The sequence below is a fragment of the Methylobacterium sp. CCH5-D2 genome, from assembly GCF_001556475.1.
Classification (GTDB): Bacteria; Pseudomonadota; Alphaproteobacteria; order Rhizobiales; family Beijerinckiaceae; genus Methylobacterium; species Methylobacterium hispanicum.
Genome location: NZ_LSIX01000482.1, coordinates 1 through 26,059, shown reverse-complemented (window position 1 = coordinate 26,059; position 26,059 = coordinate 1). Strand labels below are relative to the sequence as shown.

At 72.8% G+C, this 26,059-nt stretch carries 23 protein-coding genes and 1 pseudogene; 11 read left to right on the top strand and 13 right to left on the bottom strand.

Translation table 11 applies throughout. The annotated features are described in order from the left end of the window. The 5 genes and pseudogenes from AX737_RS34330 to AX737_RS12265 form a co-directional block, all read left to right on the top strand. A pseudogene (locus AX737_RS34330) lies at positions 1-406 on the top strand (helicase); the annotation flags it as partial. A gap of 30 nt (positions 407-436) precedes the next feature. Continuing rightward, the gene (locus AX737_RS12280) at positions 437-739 is read left to right on the top strand and encodes an RNA-binding S4 domain-containing protein (protein ID WP_066921696.1); all 303 of its coding nucleotides are present in this window, start codon (positions 437-439) and stop codon (positions 737-739) included. Positions 740-961: 222 nt separating this feature from the next. Continuing rightward, positions 962-1,300, top strand: coding sequence for a ferredoxin FdxA (gene fdxA / locus AX737_RS12275; RefSeq protein ID WP_066921695.1), 339 nt, complete (start codon positions 962-964; stop codon positions 1,298-1,300). A 455-nt stretch (positions 1,301-1,755) separates the two neighbouring features. Next, positions 1,756-2,346 (top strand): CarD family transcriptional regulator, encoded by a 591-nt coding sequence (locus tag AX737_RS12270; protein ID WP_066921693.1) that lies wholly within the window; start codon positions 1,756-1,758, stop codon positions 2,344-2,346. Between the two features lie 342 nt (positions 2,347-2,688). Beyond that, positions 2,689-3,564 carry an RNA polymerase factor sigma-32 gene (locus AX737_RS12265; RefSeq protein WP_066921691.1) on the top strand — a complete coding sequence of 292 codons (876 nt, stop codon included), beginning with the start codon at positions 2,689-2,691 and terminating at the stop codon, positions 3,562-3,564. Between the two features lie 174 nt (positions 3,565-3,738). Here the strand turns inward: AX737_RS12265 and AX737_RS12260 are convergent, their stop codons facing one another. The 3 genes from AX737_RS12260 to AX737_RS12250 all read right to left on the bottom strand — a co-directional run bounded on the left by AX737_RS12260 (position 3,739) and on the right by AX737_RS12250 (position 6,294). Continuing rightward, the gene (locus tag AX737_RS12260; RefSeq protein WP_066921689.1) at positions 3,739-5,496 is read right to left on the bottom strand and encodes a DEAD/DEAH box helicase; all 1,758 of its coding nucleotides are present in this window, start codon (positions 5,494-5,496) and stop codon (positions 3,739-3,741) included. 160 nt (positions 5,497-5,656) lie between these two features. Continuing rightward, entirely contained in the window at positions 5,657-6,040 is a 384-nt protein-coding gene (locus AX737_RS12255; RefSeq protein ID WP_066921688.1) for a type II toxin-antitoxin system VapC family toxin, read from the bottom strand. Further along, positions 6,037-6,294 (bottom strand): type II toxin-antitoxin system prevent-host-death family antitoxin, encoded by a 258-nt coding sequence (locus AX737_RS12250; RefSeq protein WP_197430552.1) that lies wholly within the window; start codon positions 6,292-6,294, stop codon positions 6,037-6,039. Before AX737_RS12250 ends, AX737_RS12255 begins: the two co-directional genes overlap by 4 nt. Positions 6,295-6,421: 127 nt before the next feature. On the opposite strand from AX737_RS12250, the gene AX737_RS12245 reads away from it, so the two are divergent. Then, entirely contained in the window at positions 6,422-7,534 is a 1,113-nt protein-coding gene (locus AX737_RS12245; RefSeq protein WP_066921684.1) for a calcium:proton antiporter, read from the top strand. A 21-nt stretch (positions 7,535-7,555) separates the two neighbouring features. On the opposite strand, the gene murJ is transcribed toward AX737_RS12245, so the two are convergent. The 3 genes from murJ to AX737_RS12230 all read right to left on the bottom strand — a co-directional run bounded on the left by murJ (position 7,556) and on the right by AX737_RS12230 (position 10,760). Next, positions 7,556-9,085, bottom strand: coding sequence for a murein biosynthesis integral membrane protein MurJ (gene murJ, locus AX737_RS12240; RefSeq protein ID WP_066921682.1), 1,530 nt, complete (start codon positions 9,083-9,085; stop codon positions 7,556-7,558). 126 nt (positions 9,086-9,211) lie between these two features. Beyond that, positions 9,212-9,907, bottom strand: a complete 696-nt coding sequence (locus AX737_RS12235) for a NepR family anti-sigma factor (protein ID WP_238231753.1) — start codon at positions 9,905-9,907, stop codon at positions 9,212-9,214. Between the two features lie 253 nt (positions 9,908-10,160). Continuing rightward, entirely contained in the window at positions 10,161-10,760 is a 600-nt protein-coding gene (locus tag AX737_RS12230; protein WP_066921680.1) for a superoxide dismutase, read from the bottom strand. Between the two features lie 325 nt (positions 10,761-11,085). On the opposite strand from AX737_RS12230, the gene AX737_RS12225 reads away from it, so the two are divergent. Further along, positions 11,086-12,024, top strand: coding sequence for a hypothetical protein (locus AX737_RS12225; RefSeq protein WP_066921678.1), 939 nt, complete (start codon positions 11,086-11,088; stop codon positions 12,022-12,024). A gap of 46 nt (positions 12,025-12,070) precedes the next feature. Here AX737_RS12225 and AX737_RS12220 read toward each other — a convergent pair whose 3' ends face one another. From AX737_RS12220 to AX737_RS12205, 4 genes are all read right to left on the bottom strand, one after another. Then, complete coding sequence (locus AX737_RS12220) at positions 12,071-13,753, bottom strand: HWE histidine kinase domain-containing protein (RefSeq protein WP_066921676.1); 1,683 nt, start codon at positions 13,751-13,753, stop codon at positions 12,071-12,073. A 185-nt stretch (positions 13,754-13,938) separates the two neighbouring features. Continuing rightward, positions 13,939-14,688, bottom strand: coding sequence for a tRNA (guanine(46)-N(7))-methyltransferase TrmB (locus AX737_RS12215; RefSeq protein ID WP_066921674.1), 750 nt, complete (start codon positions 14,686-14,688; stop codon positions 13,939-13,941). Positions 14,689-14,696: 8 nt separating this feature from the next. Continuing rightward, positions 14,697-15,872: a methionine adenosyltransferase gene (metK, locus tag AX737_RS12210; protein ID WP_066921672.1), complete on the bottom strand. Its 1,176-nt coding sequence runs from the start codon at positions 15,870-15,872 to the stop codon at positions 14,697-14,699. Between the two features lie 174 nt (positions 15,873-16,046). After that, positions 16,047-16,457 carry a helix-turn-helix transcriptional regulator gene (locus AX737_RS12205; protein ID WP_066921670.1) on the bottom strand — a complete coding sequence of 137 codons (411 nt, stop codon included), beginning with the start codon at positions 16,455-16,457 and terminating at the stop codon, positions 16,047-16,049. A gap of 737 nt (positions 16,458-17,194) precedes the next feature. Here AX737_RS12205 and AX737_RS12200 point away from each other — a divergent pair. Further along, on the top strand, positions 17,195-18,013 hold the full coding sequence (locus AX737_RS12200) for a pentapeptide repeat-containing protein (protein ID WP_238231755.1): 819 nt from the start codon (positions 17,195-17,197) through the stop codon (positions 18,011-18,013). Between the two features lie 16 nt (positions 18,014-18,029). Further along, positions 18,030-19,493, top strand: coding sequence for a M48 family metalloprotease (locus tag AX737_RS12195; RefSeq protein WP_066921668.1), 1,464 nt, complete (start codon positions 18,030-18,032; stop codon positions 19,491-19,493). Positions 19,494-19,685: 192 nt separating this feature from the next. Here the strand turns inward: AX737_RS12195 and AX737_RS12190 are convergent, their stop codons facing one another. Together AX737_RS12190 and AX737_RS12185 are read right to left on the bottom strand one after the other, a co-directional pair. Then, on the bottom strand, positions 19,686-20,969 hold the full coding sequence (locus AX737_RS12190) for a hemolysin family protein (protein ID WP_066921666.1): 1,284 nt from the start codon (positions 20,967-20,969) through the stop codon (positions 19,686-19,688). A 280-nt stretch (positions 20,970-21,249) separates the two neighbouring features. Further along, on the bottom strand, positions 21,250-22,179 hold the full coding sequence (locus AX737_RS12185; RefSeq protein ID WP_066921665.1) for a LysR family transcriptional regulator: 930 nt from the start codon (positions 22,177-22,179) through the stop codon (positions 21,250-21,252). A 134-nt stretch (positions 22,180-22,313) separates the two neighbouring features. Here AX737_RS12185 and AX737_RS12180 point away from each other — a divergent pair, with 134 nt between their 5' ends. Together AX737_RS12180 and AX737_RS12175 are read left to right on the top strand one after the other, a co-directional pair. Beyond that, positions 22,314-23,180 (top strand): MaoC family dehydratase N-terminal domain-containing protein, encoded by an 867-nt coding sequence (locus tag AX737_RS12180; protein ID WP_066921663.1) that lies wholly within the window; start codon positions 22,314-22,316, stop codon positions 23,178-23,180. Further along, positions 23,177-24,361: a CaiB/BaiF CoA-transferase family protein gene (locus tag AX737_RS12175; RefSeq protein WP_066921661.1), complete on the top strand. Its 1,185-nt coding sequence runs from the start codon at positions 23,177-23,179 to the stop codon at positions 24,359-24,361. The genes AX737_RS12180 and AX737_RS12175 overlap by 4 nt, the downstream gene beginning before the upstream one ends. Before the next feature lie 168 nt (positions 24,362-24,529). On the opposite strand, the gene rlmN is transcribed toward AX737_RS12175, so the two are convergent. Beyond that, positions 24,530-25,813, bottom strand: coding sequence for a 23S rRNA (adenine(2503)-C(2))-methyltransferase RlmN (gene rlmN, locus AX737_RS12170; protein WP_066921659.1), 1,284 nt, complete (start codon positions 25,811-25,813; stop codon positions 24,530-24,532). Between the last annotated feature and the right edge of the window lie 246 nt (positions 25,814-26,059).

The following is a 26,059-nucleotide window of genomic DNA, read 5'->3' as shown; positions in this document are numbered from 1 at the left end:
GGTCTGGCACCTGCAGCGCCACCAGCGTCCGGCCCACCAGCGCCAGCGCCCCCGCGGGGGCCAGGGCCGCGGCCGCGAGGGCGGCCCGGACCAGCGTCCGCAGGGCGAGCGCCCCTTCGGCAACCGCCGCCCGGACCAGAACCGCGGCCAGGGCGCCCAGGACGGGCGCCCTGGCCGCGGCGACAGGCCCGAGGGCGAGCGGCGCGGGCGCGACGAGCAGCGCGGGCCCCGTCGCGAGCGGTTCGAGGGCATCCGCCCCGAGCGGCGCGACGAGCCTCGCCATGCCGGCCCGAGGCCCGACCAGCGGCCGCCGCGGCGCGAGCGCCAGCCCGATCCGGATTCGCCCTTCGCCAAGCTCGCCGCCCTCAAGGCGCAGCTCGAGACCGGCGGCGGCGACAAGCGGTGAGCCGCCTCCGGTGATGTCCGGGACCGCGCCGTGAAGGAGGGCCAGCTCAGGCTCGACAAGTGGCTCTGGTTCGCCCGTTTCGCCCGGACGCGCTCCCTGGCCGCCCGCCTCGTCTGCGACGGCTACGTGCGGCTCAACGGAAAGCGCGTGGAGACGCCCGCCAAGGGCGTCTGCGTCGGCGACGTGGTGACGGTGGCCGCCGCCCACGCGACGTTGAGCGTGCGGGTGCTGGGGCTGGGCGAGCGCCGCGGCCCCGCACCCGAGGCGCGCCGCCTCTACGCCGACCTCTCGCAGCCCGGCGGCCCGCCCGACCCCTCCCTGGAATCAGTGTAAGCGGGCCACAGGGGCGGATGCGCCGCGCCGCGACCGCCCGGCGCGCTTGTCAGCCCTCCGGGCAGCCGCTAGAGGCATCCGAACCGAGCCCAGGAGGCTCTCAGAAACATTCGCGCGCGCACGGACCGCCCGACGGCCGGTCCGGCAGGAAGCAGCGTCAGACGCCGTCGCGCACCGGCGCCGCTGTCGCGGAGCGCGCGGACCAGGGACAAAATTCCGCCCATGACCTACGTCGTCACCGACAACTGCATCAAGTGCAAGTACATGGACTGCGTGGAAGTCTGTCCGGTGGACTGCTTCTACGAGGGTGAGAACATGCTCGTCATCCACCCCGACGAGTGCATCGATTGCGGCGTCTGCGAGCCCGAGTGCCCGGCCGAGGCGATCAAGCCCGATACCGAGGGCAACCTTGAGACCTGGCTGAAGCTGAACGCCGACTACGCCAAGACCTGGCCGAACATCACACAGAAGAAGGACGCGCCGGCCGACGCCAAGGAGTGGGACGGCAAGTCCGGCAAGTTCGAGGCCCACTTCTCGCCCAACCCCGGTTCGGGCGACTGAGGCCGGGCCGGCGTCCGGCGGGGGCCTCATCCCCGCACGGTCATGCGGACCGCGCGCGGCAGGATTGCGCGAGCCTCGGACGACACCGGCGCGACACCGTGCACAACTCCCCGGACGACGCCGCGCGAGCGCGTCCGTCAGCCGCCAGTGCTTTGATTCGCCGTGCTGATTGTGATACACAATCGGCCTGCCGTCGCTCGTGCCTGACGTGCTTCCTCCGCGCCCTACAAACGCAGTTCCGGATTTTCTGGATCGAGGTCGCAGACGATCGACCGTCGAGGGGTAATGCCCTTCGCGGCCGTTCGGCCCTGGCATGTCGTCGGCGCACCTGGGAGCTGCCGGCGCCTCACGCGCGAACCGGCGGACGGTGGTTGAAGCCGGGTGTCCCGCCCCGGGTGAAACGGTTCGGCGCGGATCATAAAAAATCCCGCGCGATGTTCGGAGGCCCTTCTCGCATGACGACAGCCAAGAAGACGACGGCAGGCCGCCAGGGTTTCAAGACCGGCGAGGCCGTAGTGTACCCGGCTCACGGCGTCGGCCGCATCACCGCGATCGAGGAGCAGGAGGTCGCCGGCTTCAAGCTGGAGCTGTTCGTCGTCTCGTTCGAGAAGGACAAGATGGTCCTGCGCGTGCCCACCGCGAAGGCCAACAGCGTCGGCATGCGCAAGCTCTCCGAGCCCGAGGTCGTCAAGAAGGCGCTCGACGTGCTGACCGGCCGCGCCCGCGTGAAGCGCACGATGTGGTCGCGTCGCGCGCAGGAATACGAGGCCAAGATCAATTCGGGCGACCTCCTGGCCGTGACCGAAGTGGTGCGCGACCTCTACCGCTCCGAGGCCCAGCCCGAGCAGTCCTACAGCGAGCGCCAGCTCTACGAGGCGGCCCTCGACCGGGTCGTGCGCGAGATCTCGTCGGTCAACCGCATCACCGAGACCGAGGCGCTGAAGCTGATCGAGCAGAGCCTTGCCAAGTCGCCCCGCCGCGCCAAGGCCGAGGCCGAGAGCGATGCCGAGACGGACGGCGACGACCTGCAGGAGGAAGCCGCCTGAGGCATCCCGCCGCAGCGGATTTCGGAGTTTCGGGGCCCGGCGCGCTGCGCCGGGCCTTTTTCATGTCGAAAATTTGGCGTTCCGACGTCGCTTCGGGCTGGTCATTCCGAGACCGAAGCACATTTTGGTGAGACCCGCCGCTTGACGCCCCGCCGACGGCGTGCTCGCCCCGCGCCGTGCGCCGATCATGGTCCGATCGGGCGTACGAACCTGCCGTTTCATCGGAACCTTCGGGTGCGCCGCGCCGTTGTGGCCATGCCTGGCATCGGCCCGGCGGTGCCGCGTGCGCCGCCTTCATGGGCGCGGCGCCGCATCAGCACTCGATAACAGAGGCAGGCGGGGATGGCGGAAATCGCGGGTATCCGGCGGCAATTCATTCGTACCGCGATGGAGGCGCCCTTCCTGGCGCGGGAAGAAGAGCGCGGTCTGGCGGTCCGCTGGAAGGAGAACCGCGACGAGCGCGCCCTGCATCGCCTGATCTCCGCCCACATGCGCCTCGTCATCGCCCTGGCCGGGCGCTTCCGCCACTACGGCCTGCCGATGGCCGACCTGGTTCAAGAGGGGCATGTCGGCCTGATGGAGGCTGCCGCCCGCTTCGAGCCGGAGCGGGAGGTGCGCTTCTCGACCTACGCGACGTGGTGGATCCGCGCCTCGATCCAGGACTACATCCTGCGCAACTGGTCGATCGTCCGGGGCGGCACCTCGTCGGCCCAGAAGGCCCTGTTCTTCAACCTGCGCCGCCTGCGCGCCCGCCTGATGCAATCGACCGAGGAGCGCGTCGGCGACGAGATCCACCGCCGCATCGCCACCGCCATCGGCGTATCGCGCGAGGACGTCGCCCTGATGGACGCGCGCCTCTCCGGTCCCGACATGTCGCTGAACGCCCCCGTGGGCGAGGACAGCGAAGTCTCCTCCGAGCGCATGGACTTCCTAGTGGACGGCGCGGCGCTGCCCGACGAGACGGTCTCGGCGGCCGTCGACGGCGAGCGGCGCCTCGGCTGGCTCCAGCAGGCGCTCGGCGTCCTCTCGGAGCGCGAGCTGCGCATCCTGCGCGAGCGGCGTCTGGCCGAGGATCAGGCCACGCTGGAGGCGCTCGGCCACCGGCTCGGCATCTCGAAGGAGCGCGTGCGCCAGATCGAGAACCGCGCCTTGGAAAAGCTCCGCCGGGCGCTCGCCGAGAAGTTCCCGGCCGAGACGGGCGTGCCCTACGTGGGCTGATCCCGATACGGGTTCCGAATATGCGACGGGCTCCGCCTCTGTGAGGCGGAGCCCGTTTCGTTTTGCGGGCTGATATGTCCCACCTTCGGGCCGTCATCCCGGGGTCGCCTACGGCGCCTCGGAATGACGGCGGTGGGAATCATAAGATGAAGTGCCGCGAAGCGGCGCGATGGCTCAGCCCTGTTGCGGCACGCGGGCGACCTTGCCCTTGCGGTAGGGAGGCTTGGCGCCCGGTGCGCGCTCGGCGCCCCGCTCGACATGGCGGGTGTGCTTGGTCGCGCGCGGGCTCTTGAAGTCCCGCGGCGGCGGCGCGCCCTCGTTGCCGAGCGCTTCCACCTGGATCTCCGGCGAGCCGTTGCGGGCGAAGGCCTCGGCGAACTGCCGGGCCGCGCCGCCGCGGATCTCGAACTTGGTCTCGCGCTCGAAGATGCGGATCGCGCCGATCACCTCGCGATCGACCTTGCCGCGCCGGGTCAGCAGCGGGAGCAGGCGGCGCGGGTCGGCGTTGTCGCGCCGGCCGAGATTGAGCCGGAACCACACCGCCGGGCCCATCGCGGCGATGCGCTCGGCATCCATCGGGTCGTAGGGCGCGCGGCCCGTGACGGCGCGCCCGCCCCGGTCGCCCGGATCGGTGACATCCTCGGGCGCCGGCAGGCGGGTGCGGTAGACGCGGGCCAGCAGCGCGGCGAGTTCGGCCGGAGAGCGCTCGGCGAGCAGCGTCTCGGCCAGCGCCACGTCCTCCTCGGCCGGCGGCTCGCTGAAGAGCGGGTCGGCGAGCATGCGCTCGCCGTCGAGGCGGCGGATCTCGTCCGCCGTGGGCGGGCCCATCCACTCGGGCGTCACCTTGGCGATGGCGAGCATCTGCTCGGCCCGGCGGCGGCGGGCGTTCGGCACCAGCAGGACGCTCACGCCCTTGCGGCCCGCGCGGCCCGTGCGGCCGGAGCGGTGCTGCATCACCTCGGCGTCGTGGGGGAGGTCGGCGTGGATGACGAGGCTCAGGGTCGGCAGGTCGATGCCGCGCGCGGCGACGTCGGTCGCCACGCAGACCCGGGCGCGCCCGTCGCGCAGCGCCTGGAGCGCGGCGTTGCGCTCGCCCTGGCCGAGCTCGCCCGAGAGCGCCACCACCGAGAAGCCGCGCTCGGTCAGGCTCGCCTGGAGATGGCGCACCGCGTTGCGGGTGTTGCAGAACACGATCGCGGTCGGCGCGTCGGCCTCGCGCAGCACGTTGAGGACGACGTGCTCGATCTCGCGCGGCACCACCCGGATCGCCCGGTAGCTGATGTCGGCGTGGCCGCGGACCTCGCTCTTGATGGCGAGGCGCAGCGCGTCGCGCTGGTAGCGCTCGGCCAGGGACTCGATGTCCCGGGGCAGGGTGGCGGAGAACAGGAAGGTCGCCCGCTCGGCCGGCGTGCCCGAGAGGATGAACTCGATGTCCTCGCGGAAGCCGAGGTCGAGCATCTCGTCGGCCTCGTCGAGGACCACGGTGCGCAGCGCCTCCGGGTGCAGGTTGCGGCGCTCGAGATGGTCGCGCAGGCGCCCCGGCGTGCCGACGACGATGTGCACGCCGTCTGCGAGCATCCGCGCCTCGCGCCGCGGGTCCATGCCGCCGACGCAGGAGACGACGCGGCCCCCGGCCGGGGCGTAGAGCCAGGACAACTCGCGCTGGACCTGAAGGGCGAGCTCGCGCGTCGGCGCGATCACCAAGGCGAGCGGGGCGCCCGGGGGCGGCAGCGCGTCGGCCTCGCCCAGCAGCGTGCCGGCCATGGCGAGACCGTAGGCCACGGTCTTGCCGGACCCGGTCTGGGCGGAGACGAGAAGGTCGCGGCCCTGGCCGGCAGCCTCCAAGACGGCGCTCTGCACCGGGGTCGGCTCGGCATAGCCGCGCTCGTCGAGCGCCCGCGCGATGGCGGCGGGCAGAGTGGGAAACGGCAAAGGTCAGGCTCTCACGACCGGGCCGGACGGGCGCGTGACGACGCGCTCAGGTCGCGGGCGAAGCGGTCTCGAATCGAGTTGCGGAGCGTTATGCAATACCTGTTTTCGTGGCGTCGCGCCATAGGTTCCACCGCATGGCGCGGTTGCGTCGGCGCGTCATTCAGAGAACGCCGGGGATATCGGTCCGGGCAAAGTCGTTGCCGACATAGAGCAAACGACAGCCATGGTCGCGCGCCGTCACGTAGGCGAAGCAGTCGCCGAAGTTGAGCGCGGCCGGATTCACGCCCTTGCCCCAGCGGCCGTAGGCGTCCGCCACGGCCCGTGCCGTCTCGGTCGTGACCGGCACGACCTCAAGGCCCAGCCCGTCGATCAGGCGGGTCAACTCCTCCGAGAGGTTCCGGCGGCCCGCGACGATGAGAGCCTCCGACAGCGTGCTGGCGGAGATGAGGATGTCGGCGTGCGCTTCGAGCGCGGCGGCGCAAGCCTCGGCCGCTGGATCGGCGAGCAGGATCGCCATCAGCGCCGAGGTGTCGACCGCGATCACGCGGACAGGCCGTCATCGCCGTAGAGGAAATCCGCGGCGTCCGCGGCGCCGCTGCCCGCTCGCGCCTTCTCGGCGGCGGAGAGCCGGACGGACTCGATCAGGGCGCGGCGCGCCGTACGGTCCGGACCGGCCGCGACCGGCGCGAGGCGCGCTACCGCCCGACCCCGCCGCGTCAGCACGACCTCGTCCCCCGCCTCGGCGCGGCGGACAAGCTCGGCTATCTGTCCCTCGGCTTCCGTCACGGATACGCGCAGCATCGTCTCCTCGCAGGTGCTTCGGTCGGCGACAGAGTGGCGCGCTGCGGGAGGGGCCGCAAGAGCGCGCCGATTCGACGCAACCTCTCGCCCCGCAAAAGCTTAACCGTGCGCGAGGGGGGCGGCGATGGGCGGCATTCTGCGGTTGGCGGTGGCGTGGGCGAGCGTCGCGGCGTTCTGGTGGTTCGGCAAGGACTGGCTCGGGGACCTCGCCAGCCCGCTCTGGGCGAGCCTGCTCTTCGCGTGGCTGCTCGCGGTCATCCTGTGGGCCGCCTTCGGGGTGGTGCACGAGGCCGAGGAACTCGCCGAGATGCTGGGCGAGCCCTTCGGCACGCTGATCCTGACGCTCGCCATCGTGATCATCGAGGTGGCGCTGGTCTCGGCCGTGATGCTCTCGGCCAAGGCCGCGCCGACGCTCGGGCGCGACACGATGTTCGCCGTGCTGATGATCGTGCTGAACGGGGTCGTGGGCCTCGGGCTCCTCGTCGGCGGCCTGCGCCACCACCAGCAGAGCTACAACCTGCAGGGCGCCTCCGCCTTCCTGGCGGTGATCATCCCGCTCACCACCATCGCGCTGATCATCCCGAACTTCACCACCTCGACCCCCGACGGCTCGCTGACGCAGTTCCAGGCGGTGGCGTTCTCGATCTTCACGGTGGCGCTCTACGGTGTGTTCCTGCTGATCCAGACGGGCCGGCACAGCGACTTCTTCAAGGATCCGCGCGCCCGGGCCGAGGCCGAGCGCACCGAGGCGGTCGAGGCGCCCGCCAAGCACCGGGCCTCGGCCGGCATGGTCGTGCGGCATATCGGGCTCTTGGTCGCCAACATCCTGCCGATCGTGCTCCTGTCGAAGAGCCTCGCGACGATCCTCGACCACGGCATCGCGGCCCTCGGCGCGCCCTCCGCCCTCGGGGGCGTGCTGATCGCCGCGATCGTGTTCACGCCCGAGGGCATCTCGGCGCTCAAGGCCATCGCCCGCAACGAGCTGCAGCGGGCGATCAACCTGTGCCTGGGGGCGGCGACCTCGACGATCGGGCTGACCGTGCCGGCGGTGCTGGCAATCGGGCTGATCTCCGGGCAGACCGTGATCCTGGGCCTCAGCCCGACCGGCATGGCGCTGCTCGCCGTCACGCTGATCCTCAGCGGGCTCACCTTCTCGGGGCCGCGCACCACGGTGCTGGAGGGGGCGGTGCACCTGATCCTGTTCTTCGTCTACCTCGTGCTGATCTTCAGCCCCTGAGGCCGGTGCCGACCCATCGGCTCAGCGACGCCGCAGGCGCAGGCCGAACAGGTGGAGCAGGCCGAGGAGAAGGGCGCCGTAGACCGCGGCGCCCGCCAGGCCGATGAGGCCCAGCACCGCGATCTCGCGCCCGTGCGGCAGCGCCGGCACCAGCCTTTCGGCGAGTGGAAGGCCGTAGACCGCGACCCCCGCGAGACCCGCGCAGGCGAGCGCCACGCCGATCCCGGTGAGGCCGAGCGTCCGGCCCGGCGCGGTCCAGCCGCGGCGCCGGGCCAGCCCCACGAGGAGCGCGAGGTTCACCCACTGGCTGATCGCGGTGGCGAGCGCGAGGCCGGTGACGCCGTAGGGGCCGGTGAGCACGAGCTTGAGCGCCACGTTGACGGCGATGGCCGTCAGCGAGGCCCAGAGCGGCGTCTTGGTGTCCTGCCGGGCGTAGAAGCTCGCGACCGCGCTGCGCACCAGCACCACCGCCGGCAGGGCGAGCCCGTAGGCCGCCAGCACCTCGGCGGCGCGCGCCGCGTCCTCGGCCCCGAAGGCGCCGCGCTGGAACAGGGCCGCCATGATCAGCCCCGGCAGGGTCAGGAACGCCACCGTGAAGGGGGCCGACAGCGCGAGGGAGAAGCCCGCCGCCCGGTTCTGCGCCGCGTGCGCGCCCGCGACGTCGCCCGCCGCGATGCGCCGGCTCATCTCGGGCAGCAGCACGGTGCCGGCCGCGATGGCGATGACGCCGAACGGGAGCTGATAGAGCCGGTCGGCATAGTACAGCGCCGAGACCGCGCCCGTCGGCAGCAGGCTCGCGATGATGGTGTCGGCAAACGTCGCGATCTGGAACCCGGCCGAGCCGATCACGGCGGGGCCCAGCACCTTGAAGAAGCGGATCATGGCGGGATCCCGCAGGGTCGGGCGCGCCAGTCCCGGGGCGATCCCGGCCCGGCGCGCGTCCCACCAGACCAGACCGAACTGCAGGAGCCCTGAGACCGCCACGCCCCAGGCGGCGGCGTAGGCGGCGTTCGGGAACAGGAAGGCGAGCGCCAGCGCCGCCAGCATCGCGAGGTTGAGGAGCACGGGCGCGCCGGCGGCGGCCGCGAAGCGGCGATGCGCGTTGAGGACGCCGGAGGTCAGCGTCACCAGCGTCATGAACAGGAGGTAGGGGAAGGTGATGCGGGTGAGCGAGACCGCGAGCCCGAACCGCTCCGGGTCCTTCGAGAAGCCCGGCGCCAGCGCCCGCACCACCAGCGGCATCAGCGGGAGCGCGAGGCCCAGCAGCACGACCTGCACGGCGAGCATCAGGCTGAAGACGCGGTCCGCGAAGGCCTGCGCGGCGCCCGGCTCCCCGGCCTCGGAGAGCCCCGCATAGGCCGGCACGAAGGCGGTGTTGAAGGCGCCCTCGCCGAAGATCGCCCGGAAATGGTTCGGCAGACGGAAGGCCACCACGAAGGCGTCGGCCACCGGCCCCGCGCCCATCACGGCGGCCATCACCACGTCACGGGCGAAGCCGGTGGCGCGCGAGACGAGCGTCCAGCCGCCGACCGAGAGGATGGAGCGGATCACGGGGCGCGGACCTTGGAGGGATGCGGAGCGGGCATGAGCCCTGCCGTAGCAGATCCGCCCGCCGCCCGATGCGCGGGCACCGCAACACCCGCCCGGGTTTCGCGCGCCCCGGGAGCCCGCGCCGGGTCAGGCCCGCGTGGTTCCCGAGGCCAGGCTCTGCTCCGCCCGGTCGAGGCCGAGCGCGTCGGCGAGCCAGGCGCGGGCGCGGCTGACGCGGCTCTTCACCGTACCGGTCTGGCAACCGATCACCGCGGCGGCGGCCTCGTAGGTGAGGCCGTGCGCGCCCACCAGCAGCAGCGCCTCCCGCTGCGAGGCCGGGAGCTTGGCCATCGTCGACCAGACGTTCTGGAGCGCGATGCGCTCGACCTGATCGGGCAGGCTGACCATCGTCGCGGCGGCGGCGCCGTCCACGTCCTCGACCTCGCGGCGGTGCTTGCGGATCTCGCTGTAGAACTGGTTGCGCAGGATCGTGAACAGCCAGGCGGTGAAGTTCGTGCCGGGGCGGAACTTCTCCCGGTTGGCCCAGGCCTTCAGCACCGTCTCCTGCACGAGGTCGTCCGCCCGCGCGGCGCTCACCGCCAGCGACAGGGCGAAGGCGCGAAGCGCCGGCAGCGCCGCGATCAGGTCCTCGCCGAAGACCTTCTCGTCCGCCGCCGCGTGGCCGTCGAGGGCCGCCACGAGGCGGCGTATCAGGTCCACGAAGGTGTCCGGCGCGGCCTCCTCGATCAGGACGGCGTAGCTCTCGCGCAGCTGCGCGCCGAGATGGTCCCGGATGGCGGGCGACAGGGCGCCGGACCCGCGTAGAGCCTCTGTCTCGGGCAGTGCGGGCGCACTCACGTCGGCACGGTCGCTCGCTCGGCTCACGGCTCAGCCCCCTCCTGGCCCGGCGACCGCGATGAGCGGGCGCCGCGCAAATCAGAAATATTCCAGGGAGCTTCTGGCAAGACCTTCCTGAACGTTCGGTGACGAACGCACCGCAGAGTTGCGGACAAAAGTAAACCGCGCCCCCAGGTTGGGGGCGCGGCTCACCGGACAGCCGGGGGGCGCCCCGGCGGGGCGCCGACGGGGACGAGCCTCAGGCGTTCGCCTCGGCGTACATCTTCTCCACGTGCTCCCAGTTCACGAGGTTCTCGATGAAGGCCTTGAGGTAGTCGGGACGGCGGTTGCGGTAGTCGATGTAGTAGGAGTGCTCCCAGACATCGACGCCGAGGATCGGCTTGGCGCCGTGCACCAGCGGGTTCTCGCCGTTCGGCGTCTTCAGGATGGCGAGCTTGCCGTCCTTCACCGCGAGCCAGGCCCAGCCGGAGCCGAACTGGCCGATGCCGGCCTGGATGAAGTCGGCCTTGAACTTCTCGAAGCCGCCGAGATCCTCGTCGATCTTCTTGGCGAGCGCGCCGGGCGGGGTGCCGCCGCCGTTGGGCTTCATCCACTGCCAGAAATGGACGTGGTTGTAGTGCTGGCCGGCGTTGTTGAAGAGCGCCTGGTTGGTGTTGTAGCTCGCCCGGACGATCTCCTCGACGCTCTTGCCCTGGAGGTCGGTGCCCTCAAGGAGCTTGTTGCCCGTATCGACATAGGCCTTGTGGTGCTTGTCGTGGTGAAACTCGAGGGTTTCCTTCGACATGTAGGGGGCCAGGGCGTCGTAGGCGTAGGGCAGTTCCGGCAGGGTGAAGGTCATGGGCTCCGTCTCCGTTCTCGGGGCTGGTCTCTCGGGCTCTTCGGCCGTGCAGCGCGCCGGCCCGCGCCCGATCCTGGCGGCTCGGCGCCGGCTCCGGGGCCTCGGGAATCCCGTCGGGACCCCCGTTCCCGGGCCGCGCCCGGCCGGCCGAGCATCGACGGCCCGGTAGGTAAGTCGCGGTGCCGGGCTCGGCAACGCCGCGCCGCGGCTTTTCCCCGCACGGCGCGCGCCGGGGCCGGGCGTTCGGTTTTGCAAAACCGGTCCAGGGCCTTACTGTGCGCCGCGCCCGGATCCGGGCAAGGGCCGGCCTGTTCCAGAGAGTATCATGATCGTTGCGCTGTTCGCGCTCGCCGCAGCCATGGTGATCGGCGGCAGCGCCGCCGTCGTCCAGGGGTTCCCGTTCGTGCGCCTGGAGAGCGGGCTGGCCATGGTGATCGCCGGCTCCGTCGCGGCCTCGGCGGGCGCGGTGCTGGGCGGCCTCGGCGTGGTGGCGGTGTATCTGCGGCGGGTCGAGCGCGGCCTCGGGGAGCGCGCCGTCCCGGTGCCGACCGCGCTGCCGCCCTTCCCGGAGATGCCGCGGGCGGAGGCCGCCGCGCCGCGCCCGGTGCTGCCGGCCGCCCTCGGCGGCGCGGCGGGGCTCGGCGGCGCCGCGCTCGCGGCCGGCGGGCGCCGGCAGGCGGAGCCCACCTTCGAGGACAGCCTGTTCGAGCCCGCGGCGCCCGAGCCGGCGCGCGAGCCCGAACTGCCGATGCCGGGCCTGGAGCCCAAGCCGCCGCAGACGTCGAACGATCATCCGCAGGCCGATCAGGACCAGCCGCTCGCCGATCAGGATTTGCCGCGAAACCTCCAGGCGCCCCCGCAGATCGACGAAGAGGCCCCGCCGGCCGCCCGCGACCCGGAGCCCGCCGCCGTCGAGGCGCCGGCGCGGCCGGTGGAGCCGGACGACGGGGTCGGCCAGGACGGCGACCTGTTCGTCGCTCGCGACGCCGCGGAGGCGGAGAAGCCTGAGCTGCGTCCGAGCCTCGACGCGGCGGAGGTGCCGGCCGAGGAGCCCGCCGGGCCGCCCGCGCCGGAGCCGGAAGCCCCCCGGGCGAGCCGGGAGGTGGTGGGAAAGTACGCCTCCGGCGGCAACACCTACGTCATGTTCGCCGACGGCTCGATCGAGGCCGAGACCCCGCAGGGCCGCTTCACCTTCGCGTCGCTCGACGAACTCAAGGCCTTCGTGGACGCGGGCGGCGAGCGCAGCACCCGCGGCGCGGCCTGACGAGGGCGCGGACGGCGCCCCTCGGCAACGGCGCGATCCTTGGGGCTCACCCCGCCAGCGGGTTCAGCGTCCGGTCGCGGGCCGGCAGCGGCGCGCGCATGGTGAGCGTGAAGCCCTCCGGGGCGTAGTCGGTCTCGACCTCGGCCTGGACCTGGGCGGTCAGCACCCGCTGGAGCAGGCGCGAGCCGAAGCCCTGGCGGCGCGGCGGCTGCACGGGCGGGCCGCCGCTCTCGCGCCAGCGGAAATGCAGGATGCTGGCCGCCTCGCCCGGCTCTAGCGACCACGTCACCGCGACCCGGCCGCGGCGGTTCGAGAGCGCGCCGTACTTCGCGGCGTTGGTGGTCAGTTCGTGGATCGCCATGCCGACCGGCACCGCCATCTCGGAGGGCAGGTCGAGGTCGGGGCCGTCGAGGACGACGCGCCCGTCGGCCGCGTCCGCCGCCGCGGACTCGGCGTAGGGCTTCAACTCGTTGGCCAGGAGGTCGCGCAGGTTGGCGGTCTGCCACGTGTCTTCGGTGAGGACCGTGTGGGTGTGGGCGAGCGATTTGATGCGCCCGACGAAGGCCTCGTAGAAGCTCTCGATCCCGGAGGCGGTGCGCGCCGTCGAGCCGACGATCGCCTGCACGGTGGCGAGCGTGTTCTTCACCCGATGGTGCAGCTCGCGGATCAGGAGCGTCTGGCGCTCCTCGGCGGTGCGCCGGTCGGTGACGTCGGCGACCACGCCGATCAGGCGGCGCGGCAGGCGGTTCGGCGCGTCGCGCTCGAAGCGGCCGGCCATGTCGATGGTGCGCCACGCCCCGTCGCTCTTGCGCCGGACGCGCCCCGTGACGTGCAGGATGTCGTCCTCGCGCAGCGCCCGCGAGATCGCGCTGCGCACCCGGTCGCGGTCGTCCGGGTGGAGGATGTCGTCGAGGAACTCCGACTTGCCGATGGTGCCGTCCTGGGGAACGCGCCCGAAGATCTCGAACATCCGCTCGTTCTCCCAGATCGCCTGGTCTTCGAGCATGTGCCACTCGAAGATGCCGAGCCGGGCGATCGAGGTCGCGGCGCGCAGGCGGTGGTCGCGGGCCACGAGCTCGTCCCGGGCCTGGACCCGGGTGGTGATGTCCTGCACGACGCCCGCGAGGCCCGTCACCGTGCCGTCCGGGCCGCGGACGGGCTGGCCGCGGCTGGCCACGACCACCGTCCGCCCGTCGTCGAGCCGGCGCAGCGCTCCCTCGAACGTGTAGGGCACGCCCTCCGCCAGGCTCGTGCGCACCGCCGCGACGAGCCGCTCCAGCGCCGCCTCGGGCAGGGCCTGCCGCAGCGTCGCCCAGGTCGGTGCCGTGCCGGCGGGGTGGCCGAGGATCTGGCCCGCGCGCCGCGACAGGATCACCCGGCCGCTCGCCCGCTCCCAGCGCCACTCGCCGAGGCCCGCGGCGGCGAGCGCCTCGCGGTTCTCCTCGGAATGGGCCGCCGCGTCGGGATCGACCGCCTCGACGGTGAGGACCGGCCCGTTCCGGCGCACCCGGACGTCGAGGGCCGCGCCGTCCGCCCGGCGCCAGGAACGGATGCCCTCGCCCGGCTCCTCGCCCGGGGCGAGAAGGTCCGCGAAGGGGTGGCCCTTCAGCGCGCCCGCCGGATAGCCGAGCAGCGCGCAGAGGGCGGGGTTCGCCTCGCGGAGCCGGGTTCCGCCATCATCCAGCACGGCGAGGCCGATCTCCGCCTGCACGAAGGCCACGCGGAACATCTCCCCGGCTCCCGCCGGATCGTGGTCAGTGGCCTCGCCCAAACCGCATCCTCGAACGCCCGGGGCTGCTCGCGGCCCCGGTGACGCCCCCGTCCCGGTCGCGCACCATGGCCGGAGCGCGCCGCTGCGGCAAGGCCGCGCTTGTAGGGCGGATGGTAGCAACGCGCGCGGAAGGCCCGCGCGCCTCAATCGCGCGGGCGGCGGGCGAATTCCAGGTAGGTCGGCCGGCGCCCGGCCGCGATCGCCTTGGCCTCGTAGCGGGTGCCGGGCCAGCCGGGGAAGGGCTGCCGCCAGTCGTCGGCCCGTTCCGCCGTCCAGGCGAGGTCCGGGCAGCGGGCGGCGCGCGCCAGCGTCCAGCCGGCATAGTCGTCGATGTCGCTGGCGAAGCGGAACACGCCGCCGTCCTTGAGGACGCGCGCGATCTCGGCGAGCGAGGCCTCCGAGACGAAGCGGCGCTTGCGCTGGCGGCGCTTCGGCCAGGGATCGGGATAGAGCAGGTAGACGCGGGCGAGGCAGGCATCGGGCAGCCGGGCGAGCAGCGCGGTGACGTCCTCGTCGCGGATGCGCACGTTGCGCAAGCCCTGCTCGTCGATCGCCCGCAGGAGCTTGACCACGCCGTTGACGAAGGGCTCGGCCCCGATGATGCCGATGTCCGGGTGCGCGGCCGCCTGGGCGGCGAGGTGCTCGCCCCCGCCGAAGCCGATCTCCAGCCAGACCTCGCGCAAGGACGGGACCGCGGGAAAGAGCGTCGCGGGATCGAGGGTGCCGGCTTCCGGCACCGTGACCCGGAGCGCGGGCAGCAGCCCGGCGAGGCGCCGCTCCTGCGCGTCGCGCAGGCGCTTGCCCTTGCGACGGCCGAAGAAGGCGCGCTCGGGCGCACCGTCCGCGTCGTGAACACCCTCCGGCGCGGGAGGGGTGAGATCCCTCCCGCTCATCGGAGGGCTCAGAAGGCCGACTTCAGCTTGGGCGCGAGGTCGGTGCGCTCCCAGGAGAAGCCGCCGTCCGCCTCCGGCGCCCGGCCGAAATGGCCGTAGGCGGAGGTGCGGGCGTAGATCGGCTTGTTGAGCTGGAGCGCCGTGCGGATGCCGCGGGGCGAGAGGTCGAGGGCGTCCATCAGGACCGCCTCGAGCCGGGCCTCGTCCACGGTGCCGGTGCCGTGCAGGTCGACGTAAATCGAGAGCGGCTTCGACACGCCGATCGCGTAGGCGAGCTGGATCGTGGCGCGCCGCGCGAGGCCGGCCGCGACCACGTTCTTGGCCAGATACCGGGCCGCGTAGGCCGCCGAGCGGTCGACCTTGGTCGGGTCCTTGCCCGAGAAGGCGCCGCCGCCGTGGGGCGCCGCGCCGCCGTAGGTGTCCACGATGATCTTGCGACCGGTGAGGCCCGCGTCGCCGTCGGGACCGCCGATCACGAACTTGCCGGTCGGGTTGACGTGCCAGACGGTGCCCTCGTTGACCCAGCCCTCCGGCAGGGCGCGCAGGATGTAGGGCTCCACGATGGCGCGCACGTCGGCCGAATCGAGCGACTCGTCGAGGTGCTGGGTCGAGAGCACGATCTGCGTCACCTCGACCGGTCGGCCGTTCGCGTAGCGCACCGTGACCTGGCTCTTGGCGTCGGGGCCGAGCTTGGCCGCGTCGCCATCCTTCGCCTTGCGGGCGTCGGCGAGGTCCTTGAGGATCTTGTGGGCGTAGAAGATCGGGGCCGGCATCAGCTCCGGGGTCTCATCGGCGGCGTAGCCGAACATGATGCCCTGGTCGCCCGCGCCCTCGTCCTTGTTGCCGGCCGCGTCCACGCCCTGCGCGATGTCGGCGGACTGCGCGTGCAGGTGGATGGCGACGTCGTTGTTCTTCCAGTGGAAGCCCGACTGCTCGTAGCCGATGTCGCGCACGGCCTCGCGGGTCAGCGCTTCCAGATCCTTGAACGTCACCGAATCGGGGCCGCGCACCTCGCCCGCGATGACGATGCGGTTGGTGGTGGCCAGCGTCTCGACGCCGAGGCGGGCCTCCGGCATCGCCGAGAGGTAGGCGTCCACGACCGTGTCGGAGATCCGATCGCAGACCTTGTCCGGATGACCCTCGGAAACGGACTCGCTGGTGAACAGATAGTCTGAGCGCGGCATCGCGGTGCATCCCGTGTGAGACGGGCGCATCCTCGCGGCGGAGGCGACGGGCCCGGATTGACGGTGCGGTTTCTCGCACCCGTCACCGCCGAGGGTCAAGCCGAAATGGCGAACGCATCCGTTATTCCGGACGAAGCGACCGGAACATCAGCCCCGGCCGCCCGCCACGGCGAATCAGCCGCCGAGCTTCCGCCCGAAGGCCTGCGCGGCCGCGGCGAGGTCCTTCCGGACCGCTTCGGGCAGGTGCTCGCCCACGCGCCGGGCCATGGCCTCGGCGAGGTTCTGCAGGTCGCCCTCGGCCTGGTAGGGCTGCTGCCGCCCCTCGCCGAAGCCGCCCTGCTGCAGGTCGTCGAGCCGGGGGGCGCCCTGGAAGAAGTACTCCAGCGGGACGCCGGTCATGCGCGAGAAGATGTCGAGATGGATCGCGCTGATCCGGTTCGTGCCCTTCTCGTACTTCTGCAGCTGGGCGGCCGACATGCCGAAGCTTTCGGCCACGCGCCTCTGCGTCAGGGAGGCCTTGCGCCGTTGCTCGGCGATGCGCTGTCCGACATAGACGTCGCGCTGATCGGTCTTCTGGCCTGCCATCACGCTCTCGCATTGCGGCCCGGACAGCGGAGGCTCGGCCGTCCGGGCTTGGATACGGTCAAGCTTAGGCGCTGGCGCACGTTTTGTCACGGCGCGAACCGTTACATTGTTGCGCCGGAGCGTGCAGCACCGGACAAATTATACCATAATGAGGGGGTGGTGTCCCCGGCAGGGCTCGAACCTGCGACCCCAGGTTTCATCCCACTTCGGCTTTCGCCGCCGCCCCGGCTCTCCCGCGGCGTTCGTGGTCTGGACTATCCCTTCACCTTGGGCGCGGACCCGGAGATCCGGCCGTTAGGTGCCGCCCGTCTAGTCTCTACACCTTCCGGGCCCCTGACGGGGCATCCGGCTTGGCTCGGGATCGGCAGGGCGCGACGAGCGCCGTGAGCTTTCCCCGACTTTGAGCGGATCCGCCGCGCGGTTTCCCGGCGCGGCGCCCAATTTGCGTTTAGGAAACCTGTGCTCTGTCCAGCTGAGCTACGGAGACACACCGCCGCCCTCATAGCATCCTCCGCTCCCGGGGCCAACCGTGGCCGGACCGGTGGATCGGGGGAATGCCTGTCGCGATGTGGTTCTCACCGGCCTCGTTCCGGGTTCCACCCCGCGGTCCCGGGATGACGCCGGGGGAGCGGGCGCCGCCATGGGCGGTCGGCCGGGCGCTTGGAACATCACGCCTGCGGGTGGGACCGGTCGCCCGGTGGGTCCGGGACGGACTTGCCCCGCTCGCGGTCGCGCTGATGGCGTTCGGCTGGGGCCCGGCCGCCGCGCAGGGCCCGGTCGCCGCGCAGGGGGCGGCCGAATGCGGGGCCGGGGCGGCCCGGGCCGACCGGCTCGCGGAGGTCGGCCCCCGCGGCGAGATCCGCCTCGCCTCCGGTGCCCGCGTGCTCCTCGATTCGCTGCGCTGGCCGGACGAGCCCGAGGCCGACCGCGCCGCCCGGGCGTGGCTGGAGGCGCGGCGCGCGGGGGATCTCACCGTCGTGCCCCGCGGCGCGCCCGACCGCTGGGGGCGCCGGCGCGCCGACCTCGTCCCCGAGGACGGGGAGGCCGACCTCGCGGGCGGGCTCGCCGCCGCGGGGCTGGCCGCCGTCGATCCGGGCGAGGCCGACGCGCTCTGCCGCCCGGCGCTGCTGCGGGCCGAGGCCGGGGCGCGGGCGCGCGGGCTCGGCCTGTGGCGGGCGCCGCTCCCCGAGGCGCGGGACGGGCCGGCCCTGCGCGCGCTGGCGGGGCGCTTCGTCGTGGTCGAGGGACGGGTGCGCCACGTCGGCGAGCGGGCCGCCCGCACCTACCTCGACTTCGTGCGCCGGGGCGAGGACGGGCTCACGGTCACAGTGTCGAAACGCACTTGGCGCCGGGTGCTCGAACATGGTTTGACTGGGGCGGGGCTCACCGGCAGACGTGTCCGGGTGCGGGGCGTGGTCGAGATCCGGCGCGGTCCGGTGATCGAGGTCGCGGTGCCGGAACTGGTCGAGCCGCTCGACGAGGCGGGGACGGAGGACGGGCGCCGCGGCGCCGAATCGGGGCATGCAGAGGGGCGCGGGACAGGGCGGGAGCGGTGAGGGACGCGTGCGGGCGATGGCCTGCGCGCTGGTGCCCGTGCCCGTGCCCGTGCTCTTGGCCGTGCTCTTGGCCGTGCTCGGGCTTGCCGGCTGCGCCGCCGAGCAGACCGGCGCCCTCCTGGCGCCCGCCGCCGTCACGGTGCCGGCCGAGGCGCCGCGCACCACCGGCCGGCAGCGGCCGGGCGATTCGGATCACCTCAAGCTCGTGGCCTCCTTCGGGGGCGAGTACCGGGCGCCCGCGACGCTCCAGCTCGTCAGCGAGGTCACCGACCGGCTGGTCCGCGCGAGCGAGCGGCCGGACCAGACCTACGCGGTGACGCTGCTCGATTCCTCCGTGGTCAACGCCTTCGCGCTGCCGAGCGGCCGGCTCTACGTCACCCGCGGGCTCGTGGCGCTCGCCTCCGACACCTCGGAGATCGCCGCGGTGCTGGCCCACGAGATCGCCCACGTCACGCTGGCCCACGCCACGGCCCGCACGGAGCTGGAGCTGCGCTCGCAGCTCGTCAGCCGCGTGGTGGCGGACGTGCTGAACGATCCGACCACCGGCGCGCAGCTGCAGAACCAGTCCCGCTTCGCGCTCGCCCGCTTCTCCCGCGAGCAGGAGCTGGAGGCGGACGGGGTCGGCGTGCGCACGCTGGCGCGGGCCGGCTACGACCCCTACGGCGCGGGCCGCTTCCTCACGAGCCTCAACCGCACGCTGGCACTCAAGACCGGCACCGGGGCGCCCGGCGAGCCCGACATGCTGGCGACCCATCCGGGCACCGCCGAGCGCATCACCCTGGTGACGCGCGCCGCCCGCCGCAGCGGCGCGCCCGGGATCGGTGTGGACGACCGCGCGCGCTACCTCGCGGCGATCGACGGGCTCGCCTACGGCGACAATCCCGGCGAGGGCGCGGTGCGCGGGCGCCGCTTCATCCATCCGAGCCTCGGCATCGCCTTCGAGGTGCCGGACGGCTTCGCGATCGAGAACACCCGCAACGCCGTGCTCGGCACCACGCCGGAGGGCAGCCGCCGCCTGCTGTTCGATCAGGTCGATGCCGAATCCGGCCAGGGCCTCGACGCGGTGCTGAAGGCGACCTGGAACGACGCGATCGAGCCGGGCTCGGTCGAGCTGCGCGAGGTCGGCCCCTATCCGGCGGCGACCGCACTGTCGCGCGGCAAGGACTGGACCTTCCGGCTCGCGGCGCTGCGCGTGGGCGAGGCAACCTACCGCATGATCATGGCCGCCAAGGGCGCGACCGACCCCGATCCGGCCTTCCGGCGCTGGATCGCGAGCCTCGCCGCGGTCTCGTCCGCGGAGACGCAGGCCCTGCGCCCCCTGCGGCTCCAGGTGGTGCAGGCATCCTCCACGAATCCGGAGGACCTCGCCCGCCGCATGGCGGTGCCCGACCGGGCGCTCGACCGCTTCCTCGTCCTCAACGGCCTGGAGCGCAACGCCGCCCTGCGGCCGGGCCAGGGCTACAAGATCGTGACGGAGTAACGCGCCCGTCCCGCCTCGGGGACCCGGGCCGATCCGCCGCCGCGACGACCGCTCGCCGAACCCGAGGAGGGCCGCGGGCTGCCCGGAGACGCCCGGGCCGCGAGGGGACCCGCGCGTCATCCCGGAGGGATCCGAACGACCAGACGCTTCAACCGTATCACGCGCCCGCGTCCGACACTCCGGCGCCGTCGATCAGACCGGCTCCTCGGCCAGCCGCGTGGCCAGGATCTTGTCCACGCGGCGTCCGTCGAGATCGACCACCTCGAAGCGCCAGCCCGCGATCTCGCAGGTCTCGCCGGTTTCCGGGATGCGCTGCAGGGCATGGATGACGAGGCCCGCCGCGGTCTCGTAGGCGCGGGATGCCTCCAGGCGGATCCCGAGCTGGTCGGCCATCTCGTCCGCCGGCATCCAGCCGGCGATGAGCCAGGAACCGTCGGCGCGCTGCACCGCCTCCGGTTCGGCGGCCTCCGAGTGGAACGCGCCCGCGATCGCGTCGAGGATGTCGGCGGGCGTCACCACCCCGTCGAAATGGCCGTACTCGTCGTGCACCAGGGCCATCGGCACGGGCGCCGCCTGCAGCCGCTCCAGGGCCTCGAGGGCGTCGATCGTGTCCGGCACGACGGGCGCGGCGCGGACGTGGCTGCGCAGGTCGAGCGGCGCCCCGGAGCTGAGCGGGCCGATCAGCGTGCGCACCTGCAGCACGCCGATCACGTCGTCCGGGTTGCCGTCGATGACCGGCAGCACCGAGTGGGGACTGTCGAGCAGCAGGGCGCGGATCTCCGCGGCGTCGCGGCCGAGGTCGATCCAGCGCACCTCCGTGCGCGGCGTCATCACCCCGCGCACCGCCCGGTCGCCGAGGCGCAGCACGCCCGCGATCATGCGGCGCTCGCCGGTCTCGATCACGCCCGCCGTCTCGGCCTCGGCCACGAGGGCGCGGATCTCCTCCTGGGTCACCGCGCTCGCGCTCTCGGTCTCCTGGCCGATCAGCCGGAACACCGCCCGGGTCGAGGCGTCGAGGAGCCAGACCGCGGGCTTGGCCGCCCGCGAGACCAGCCGCATCCCCGGTGCGACCAGGCAGGCGATGCCCTCGGGGTCGCGCAGGGCGAGGTGCTTCGGGACCAGCTCGCCCACGATCACCGACAGGTAGGTGATCACCGCGATGACGAGGCCGTAGCCGAGCGTGTCGGCGAGCGAGCGGGTGAGACCCGCATCGATCAGGATGTCGGCCAGCCGGTCGCCGAGCGCCGCGCCCGAGACCACGCCCGACAGGATGCCGATGAGGGTGATGCCGATCTGCACCGTGGAGAGGAAGCGCCCCGGCTCCTCGGCCAGGGCCAGCGCGGCGGCGGCGCCCGCGCGGCGGTCCTCGGCCATCGCGCGCAGGCGACTCTTGCGGGCCGAGACCACCGCGAGCTCCGAGAGCGCGAAGACGCCGTTCAGCGCGATGAGGGCGACGGCGATGGCAAGCTCGAGCAAGCGGCTGACGTAGAGCCCGGGACCCGCCGGTGGGCGGGCCGGGCTTCCTCTCGCGGATGACGGGCCGACCCTAGATGGCGGGCCCCGTCGCACCGGTCAACGGCCGCGCTCGGGCCGCGCCCGCGATTCCGGCGGCTTGGGAGTGCACCGTCCGATGTCGGTCTCCAACGACGCGCCGACCCCGACGGACAGAACGCTGCCATTTTCCGGATCACCTTCCGCAAGCGCTCCGGGCGTCCGGGAAAAGGGCGCGGGCCGGCCGGACGCGAATCATCGGTTTCTACCGCGCCAGATCGGCCGGCCAGGCGCCCGAGCGCACCAGCTCGCCGAGCAGGTCCCAGGCGAGGCCCGAGACGGCGGAGGCCGCCGCCGAGAGCGGCCGGTCGGCGGCGTGGGCGAGGTAGATCCGCCGCCGCAGGGGCGGGCTGCCGATCGGCCAGGACTGGAAGGCGCCCGCGGCCACCTCGGCGGCGACCGCCGCCCGCGGCAGGATGCCGAAGCCGTGGCCCCGCGCGGCGAGTTCCTTGATGCGCGCGTAGGAATCGATCTCGATGCCGGGCGTCACCGGGACGCCCTCCGTCTCGGCGACCTCCTCGATCAGGTCGCGCAGGCCGTGCGAGAGGGCCGGCAGGATCAGGGGCAGGGCCGCCGCCCGCGCCAGCGACACCGGCCCCTCCGGCAAGGCCGCCCCGCCCGGGGGCCGCCCGAACAGGCACAGCTCCTCGGTGAGCGCGTGGCGCAGGACGAGCCCCTTCGGCGCGGCCGGATTGTACAGCACCGCGAGATCGACGGCGTCCCGGTTGAGCCAGTCGAGGATGTAGCCGCTCATCGCTTCCGCGACGCGCAGCCGGATGCCCGGATGCTCGGCGCGCACCCGCTCGATCAGCGGTACCGACAGGATCTCGCTCACCGTGCCGGGCAGCCCGATACGCACGTCCCCCGTCACCGGGCGGTCCGCCCCGCGCACGCTGTCGGGGATCTCGGCGAAGCGGTCGAGGATGGTGCGGGCATGGCCGAGGAGCCGCGCCCCAGCCTCCGTGGGCACCGCACCCCGCGGCCCCCGGTGCAGCAGCGGCAGCCCGAGCTCCGCCTCCATGTGGCGCATGTGCTGGCTCAGTGCCGGCTGGGCCACCCGCAGCACCTCGGCCGCCCGCGAGAACGAGCCCTGCTCGACGATGGCGACGAAGTACCGGAGCTGGCGCAGGTCCATGGCGCGTATCGTCCATCGGCGGCCGGATCGGCCGCATAGCACCGCCTTATGGGTGCGAGAAGAAAGCCGTCTTGGGCGCGGCCCGCCCGGTGTGACAAGGTCGCGGCCTCGCGAGCCCCGCCAGAATGAGCCCGATGGACGCCAGCCCCCTCGACCTCGACCACCTGCGCACGTGGATCGGCCGCACCGAGACCGCCGAGGACCAGCTCTCCGGGCAGACGGTCCGCGCCTTCCGCGCGACGCTCGACCAGGACCCGGGCGATCCGGAGCCCGGCGAGGTCGCGCCGCTCGCGATCCACTGGTGCCTCTCGCCGCCGATCCGGCCGATGCGCGAGCTCGGCCCCGACGGCCACCCGGCCCGCGGCGGATTCCTGCCGCCGGTGCCGCTGCCGCGCCGGATGTGGGCGGGCGGCGAGATCGTCCACCGCGATCCCCTCCGGGTCGGCGACCGGGTCCGGCGCACCTCCCGCATCGGCGACGTTCAGGTGAAGCACGGGCGCACCGGCCCGCTCTGCTTCGTCGCGGTCCACCACGATTTCGAGACGGCGCGCGGGCCCGCCGTCTCCGAGTGCCACGACATCGTCTACCGGGAGATGACGCCGGGCCGCACCGGCCAGCCGCCCGAGGCCGCGGGAGGCGTGCCGCAGGCCGACCTCTCGGAGACCGTCGAGCCCGGCCCGACCCAGCTGTTCCGCTACTCGGCGCTCACCTTCAACGGCCACCGGATCCACTACGACCGCACCTACGCGCGCGAGGTCGAGGGCTATCCGGGCCTCGTGGTGCACGGGCCGCTCCAGGCGACGTGGTTGCTCCACCTCGCGGCGCGGCTCGCCGGCCGCACGCCCGAGACGTTCCGCTTCCGCGGTCTCAGCCCCGTCATGGACGGCGCGCCGCTGACCGTCTCGGCCCGGCTGACGGGGGAGACAGGGCGCGCGCGAAGCGGGGAGGCCTGGACGCTCACCTCGGACGGCCGCGTCGGCATGCAGGCGACATTCTCATGAACCCGCGTCCCCTCGACGGCATCACCGTGCTCTCGCTGGAGCACGCCATCGCCGCCCCGTTCTGCACCCGGCAGCTTGCCGACCTCGGCGCCCGGGTGATCAAGATCGAGCGCCCCGGCACCGGCGATTTCGCCCGCGCCTACGACGAGCGGGTGCGGGGCATGGCCTCGCACTTCGTCTGGACCAACCGCTCGAAGGAGAGCCTGACCCTCGATCTCAAGGCGCCGCAGGCCGCCGGGATCCTCGACCGCCTGGTGGAGCGGGCCGACGTGCTGGTGCAGAATCTCGCGCCCGGCGCCGCCGCCCGGCTCGGCCTCTCGTACGAGGTGCTGGCGCAGAAGAACCCGCGCATCGTCGTGTGCGATATCTCCGGCTACGGCGACGACGGGCCCTACCGCGAGAAGAAGGCCTACGACCTGCTGATCCAGGCCGAGGGCGGCTTCCTGTCGGTCACGGGCAGCCCGGACGCGCCCGCCAAGGCCGGCAACTCGATCGCCGACATCGCCGCCGGCATGTACGCCCTGCAGAGCGTGATGGCCGGGCTGATCCAGCGCGACCGCACGGGACGCGGTGCCCGCTACGACATCTCGATGCTCGAGTGCATGGCGGAGTGGATGGGCTACCCGCTGCTCTACGCCTTCGAGGGCGCCGAGCCGCCGCCGCGGGCGGGCGCGTCGCACGCCACGATCTATCCCTACGGCCCGTTCCCGACCGGCGATGGGCGCACCGTGATGCTGGGCCTCCAGAACGAGCGCGAGTGGGCGCTGTTCTGCGCCCGCGTGCTGGAGCGGCCGGAGCTGATCGCGGACCCGCGCTTCGACTCGAATGCCCGGCGCAGCGCGGCGCGGACGGAACTCGCCGCGATCATCGAGGAGGCCTTCGCCGGGCTCGACCGCGCGGCGGTGATGGCCCGGCTCGACGCGGCGGGCATCGCGAATGCCGGGGTGAACACGATGGGGGATCTCTGGGCGCACCCGCAGCTGCACGCCCGCGGGCGCTTCGGCGAGGTCGGCTCGCCGGTCGGCCCCCTGCCGACGCTGCTGCCGCCCGGCCGGACGGAGGCCTACGCGCCGCGCCTCGATCCCGTGCCGGCGCTCGGCGAGCACAGCGCGCCGATCCTGGCGGAGCTCGGTTACGACGGCGCCACGATCGACGCGCTGCGCGCCGACGGTGTGATCTGACGCATCGCCAAGTCCCTGTTTCGAAAGGCCCGAGGCCTTTCGCGGGTGCAGGGCAGAGCCCTGCATTCGGCTCCTCCGACCCGGCTGTGCCGGGCCGGGGGAGCCGATTCTGGGGCTACGCGCCCCAGGCCCAGCCAAAGGGCCTCAGGCCCTTTGGGATCCCGGGACCTAGTCGTTGGCTTCGGGGGCGGCGTAGAAGCCCTCGGCGCCGAGGCCGTCCTCCATCAGCATGCGGGCGCGAGCCCGCAGCTTCTCGGTCTCGCTCTTGAGCTGGCCGCAGGCCGCCAGGATGTCCCGGCCCCGCGGCGTGCGCACGGGCGAGGCGTAGCCCGCGTTGAACACGATCTCGGAGAACCGCTCGATCCGGTCCCAGTCGGAGCATTCATAGGCGCTGCCCGGCCAGGGATTGAACGGGATCAGATTGATCTTGGCCGGGATGCCCTTGAGCAGCCGCACCAGCTCGCGCGCATCCGCGTCCGAGTCGTTCACCCCCTTCAGCATCACGTACTCGAAGGTGATGCGCCGCGCGTTGCTGAGGCCCGGGTAGTCCCGGCAGGCCCGGAGCAGGTCGGCGATCGGGTACTTGCGGTTCAGCGGCACCAGCTCGTCGCGCAACGCGTCGCGCACCGCGTGCAGCGAGATTGCCAGCATGGCGTTCCCCTCCGCGCCCAGCCGCCCGATCTGCGGCACCACGCCCGAGGTCGAGACGGTGATGCGCCGACGCGAGAGCCCGAGGCCCTCCGCGTCCGACATCACGCCGAGCGCGTCGAGCACGTTGTCGAGATTGTACAGGGGCTCACCCATGCCCATGAACACGATATTGGTCACCAGCCGGCCGGCCTCGCTGGCGGCGTCCTTCCCGGGGATCAGCCCCGGCCAGTCGCCGAGCTGGTCGCGGGCGACGACGAGCTGCGAGACGATCTCAGGCCCCGAGAGGTTGCGCACGAGGCGCTGCGTGCCGGTGTGACAGAACGAGCAGGTCAGCGTGCAGCCGACTTGGCTCGACACGCAGAGCGTGCCGCGGTCCGGGCCGGGGATGTAGACGCACTCGATCTCGGCGCCGCGGTTGTGGTCGTGCTTGCCGGTCGGTGCCATGCGCACGAGCCACTTGCGGGTGCCGTCGCGCGAGACCTGCTGGCTCACCACCTCGGGCCTGTCGAGCGTGTAGGCGCGGGCGAGGTCAGCCTTCAGCCCTTTGCCGACATTGGTCATCGCGTCGAAATCGGTGGCACCGCGGAAGTTGACCCAATGCCAGATCTGACCCGCGCGCATGCGGCTCTCGCGCTCGGTCACGCCGATGGCGAGGAGCTTCTCCTTCAGGTCGGCCCGTGTGAGGCCGACGAGCGAGACCGGTCGCCCGGGCAGGCCCTCGGGCTGGACGTCCGGGCTCTTCTCGATCGGGGAAACGGCGCTGGCCGCGCGCCGGGCGGTGTCGAACGACGCCGTCGCCATGGCTCGATGATCTGCTCTCGAAGGGGATATGGTTCACTATATACGCGATCACGCCGCGAAACGCGAATGCCCGCACAGGGGGGGGGGGAGCGGTCCTACGGATGGCCGAGGGCACGCCTCACCGCACGCCGCTCTGGGCACGGTTCTCGGCGCGGTTCTCGGCGCGGCCGGGTGCGGGGGCGCGTCACGGAGCTGTCGCGGAATTTTCGCGGGTTTGTCGTTTGGGGTGTTGACGGGGGACTGGGC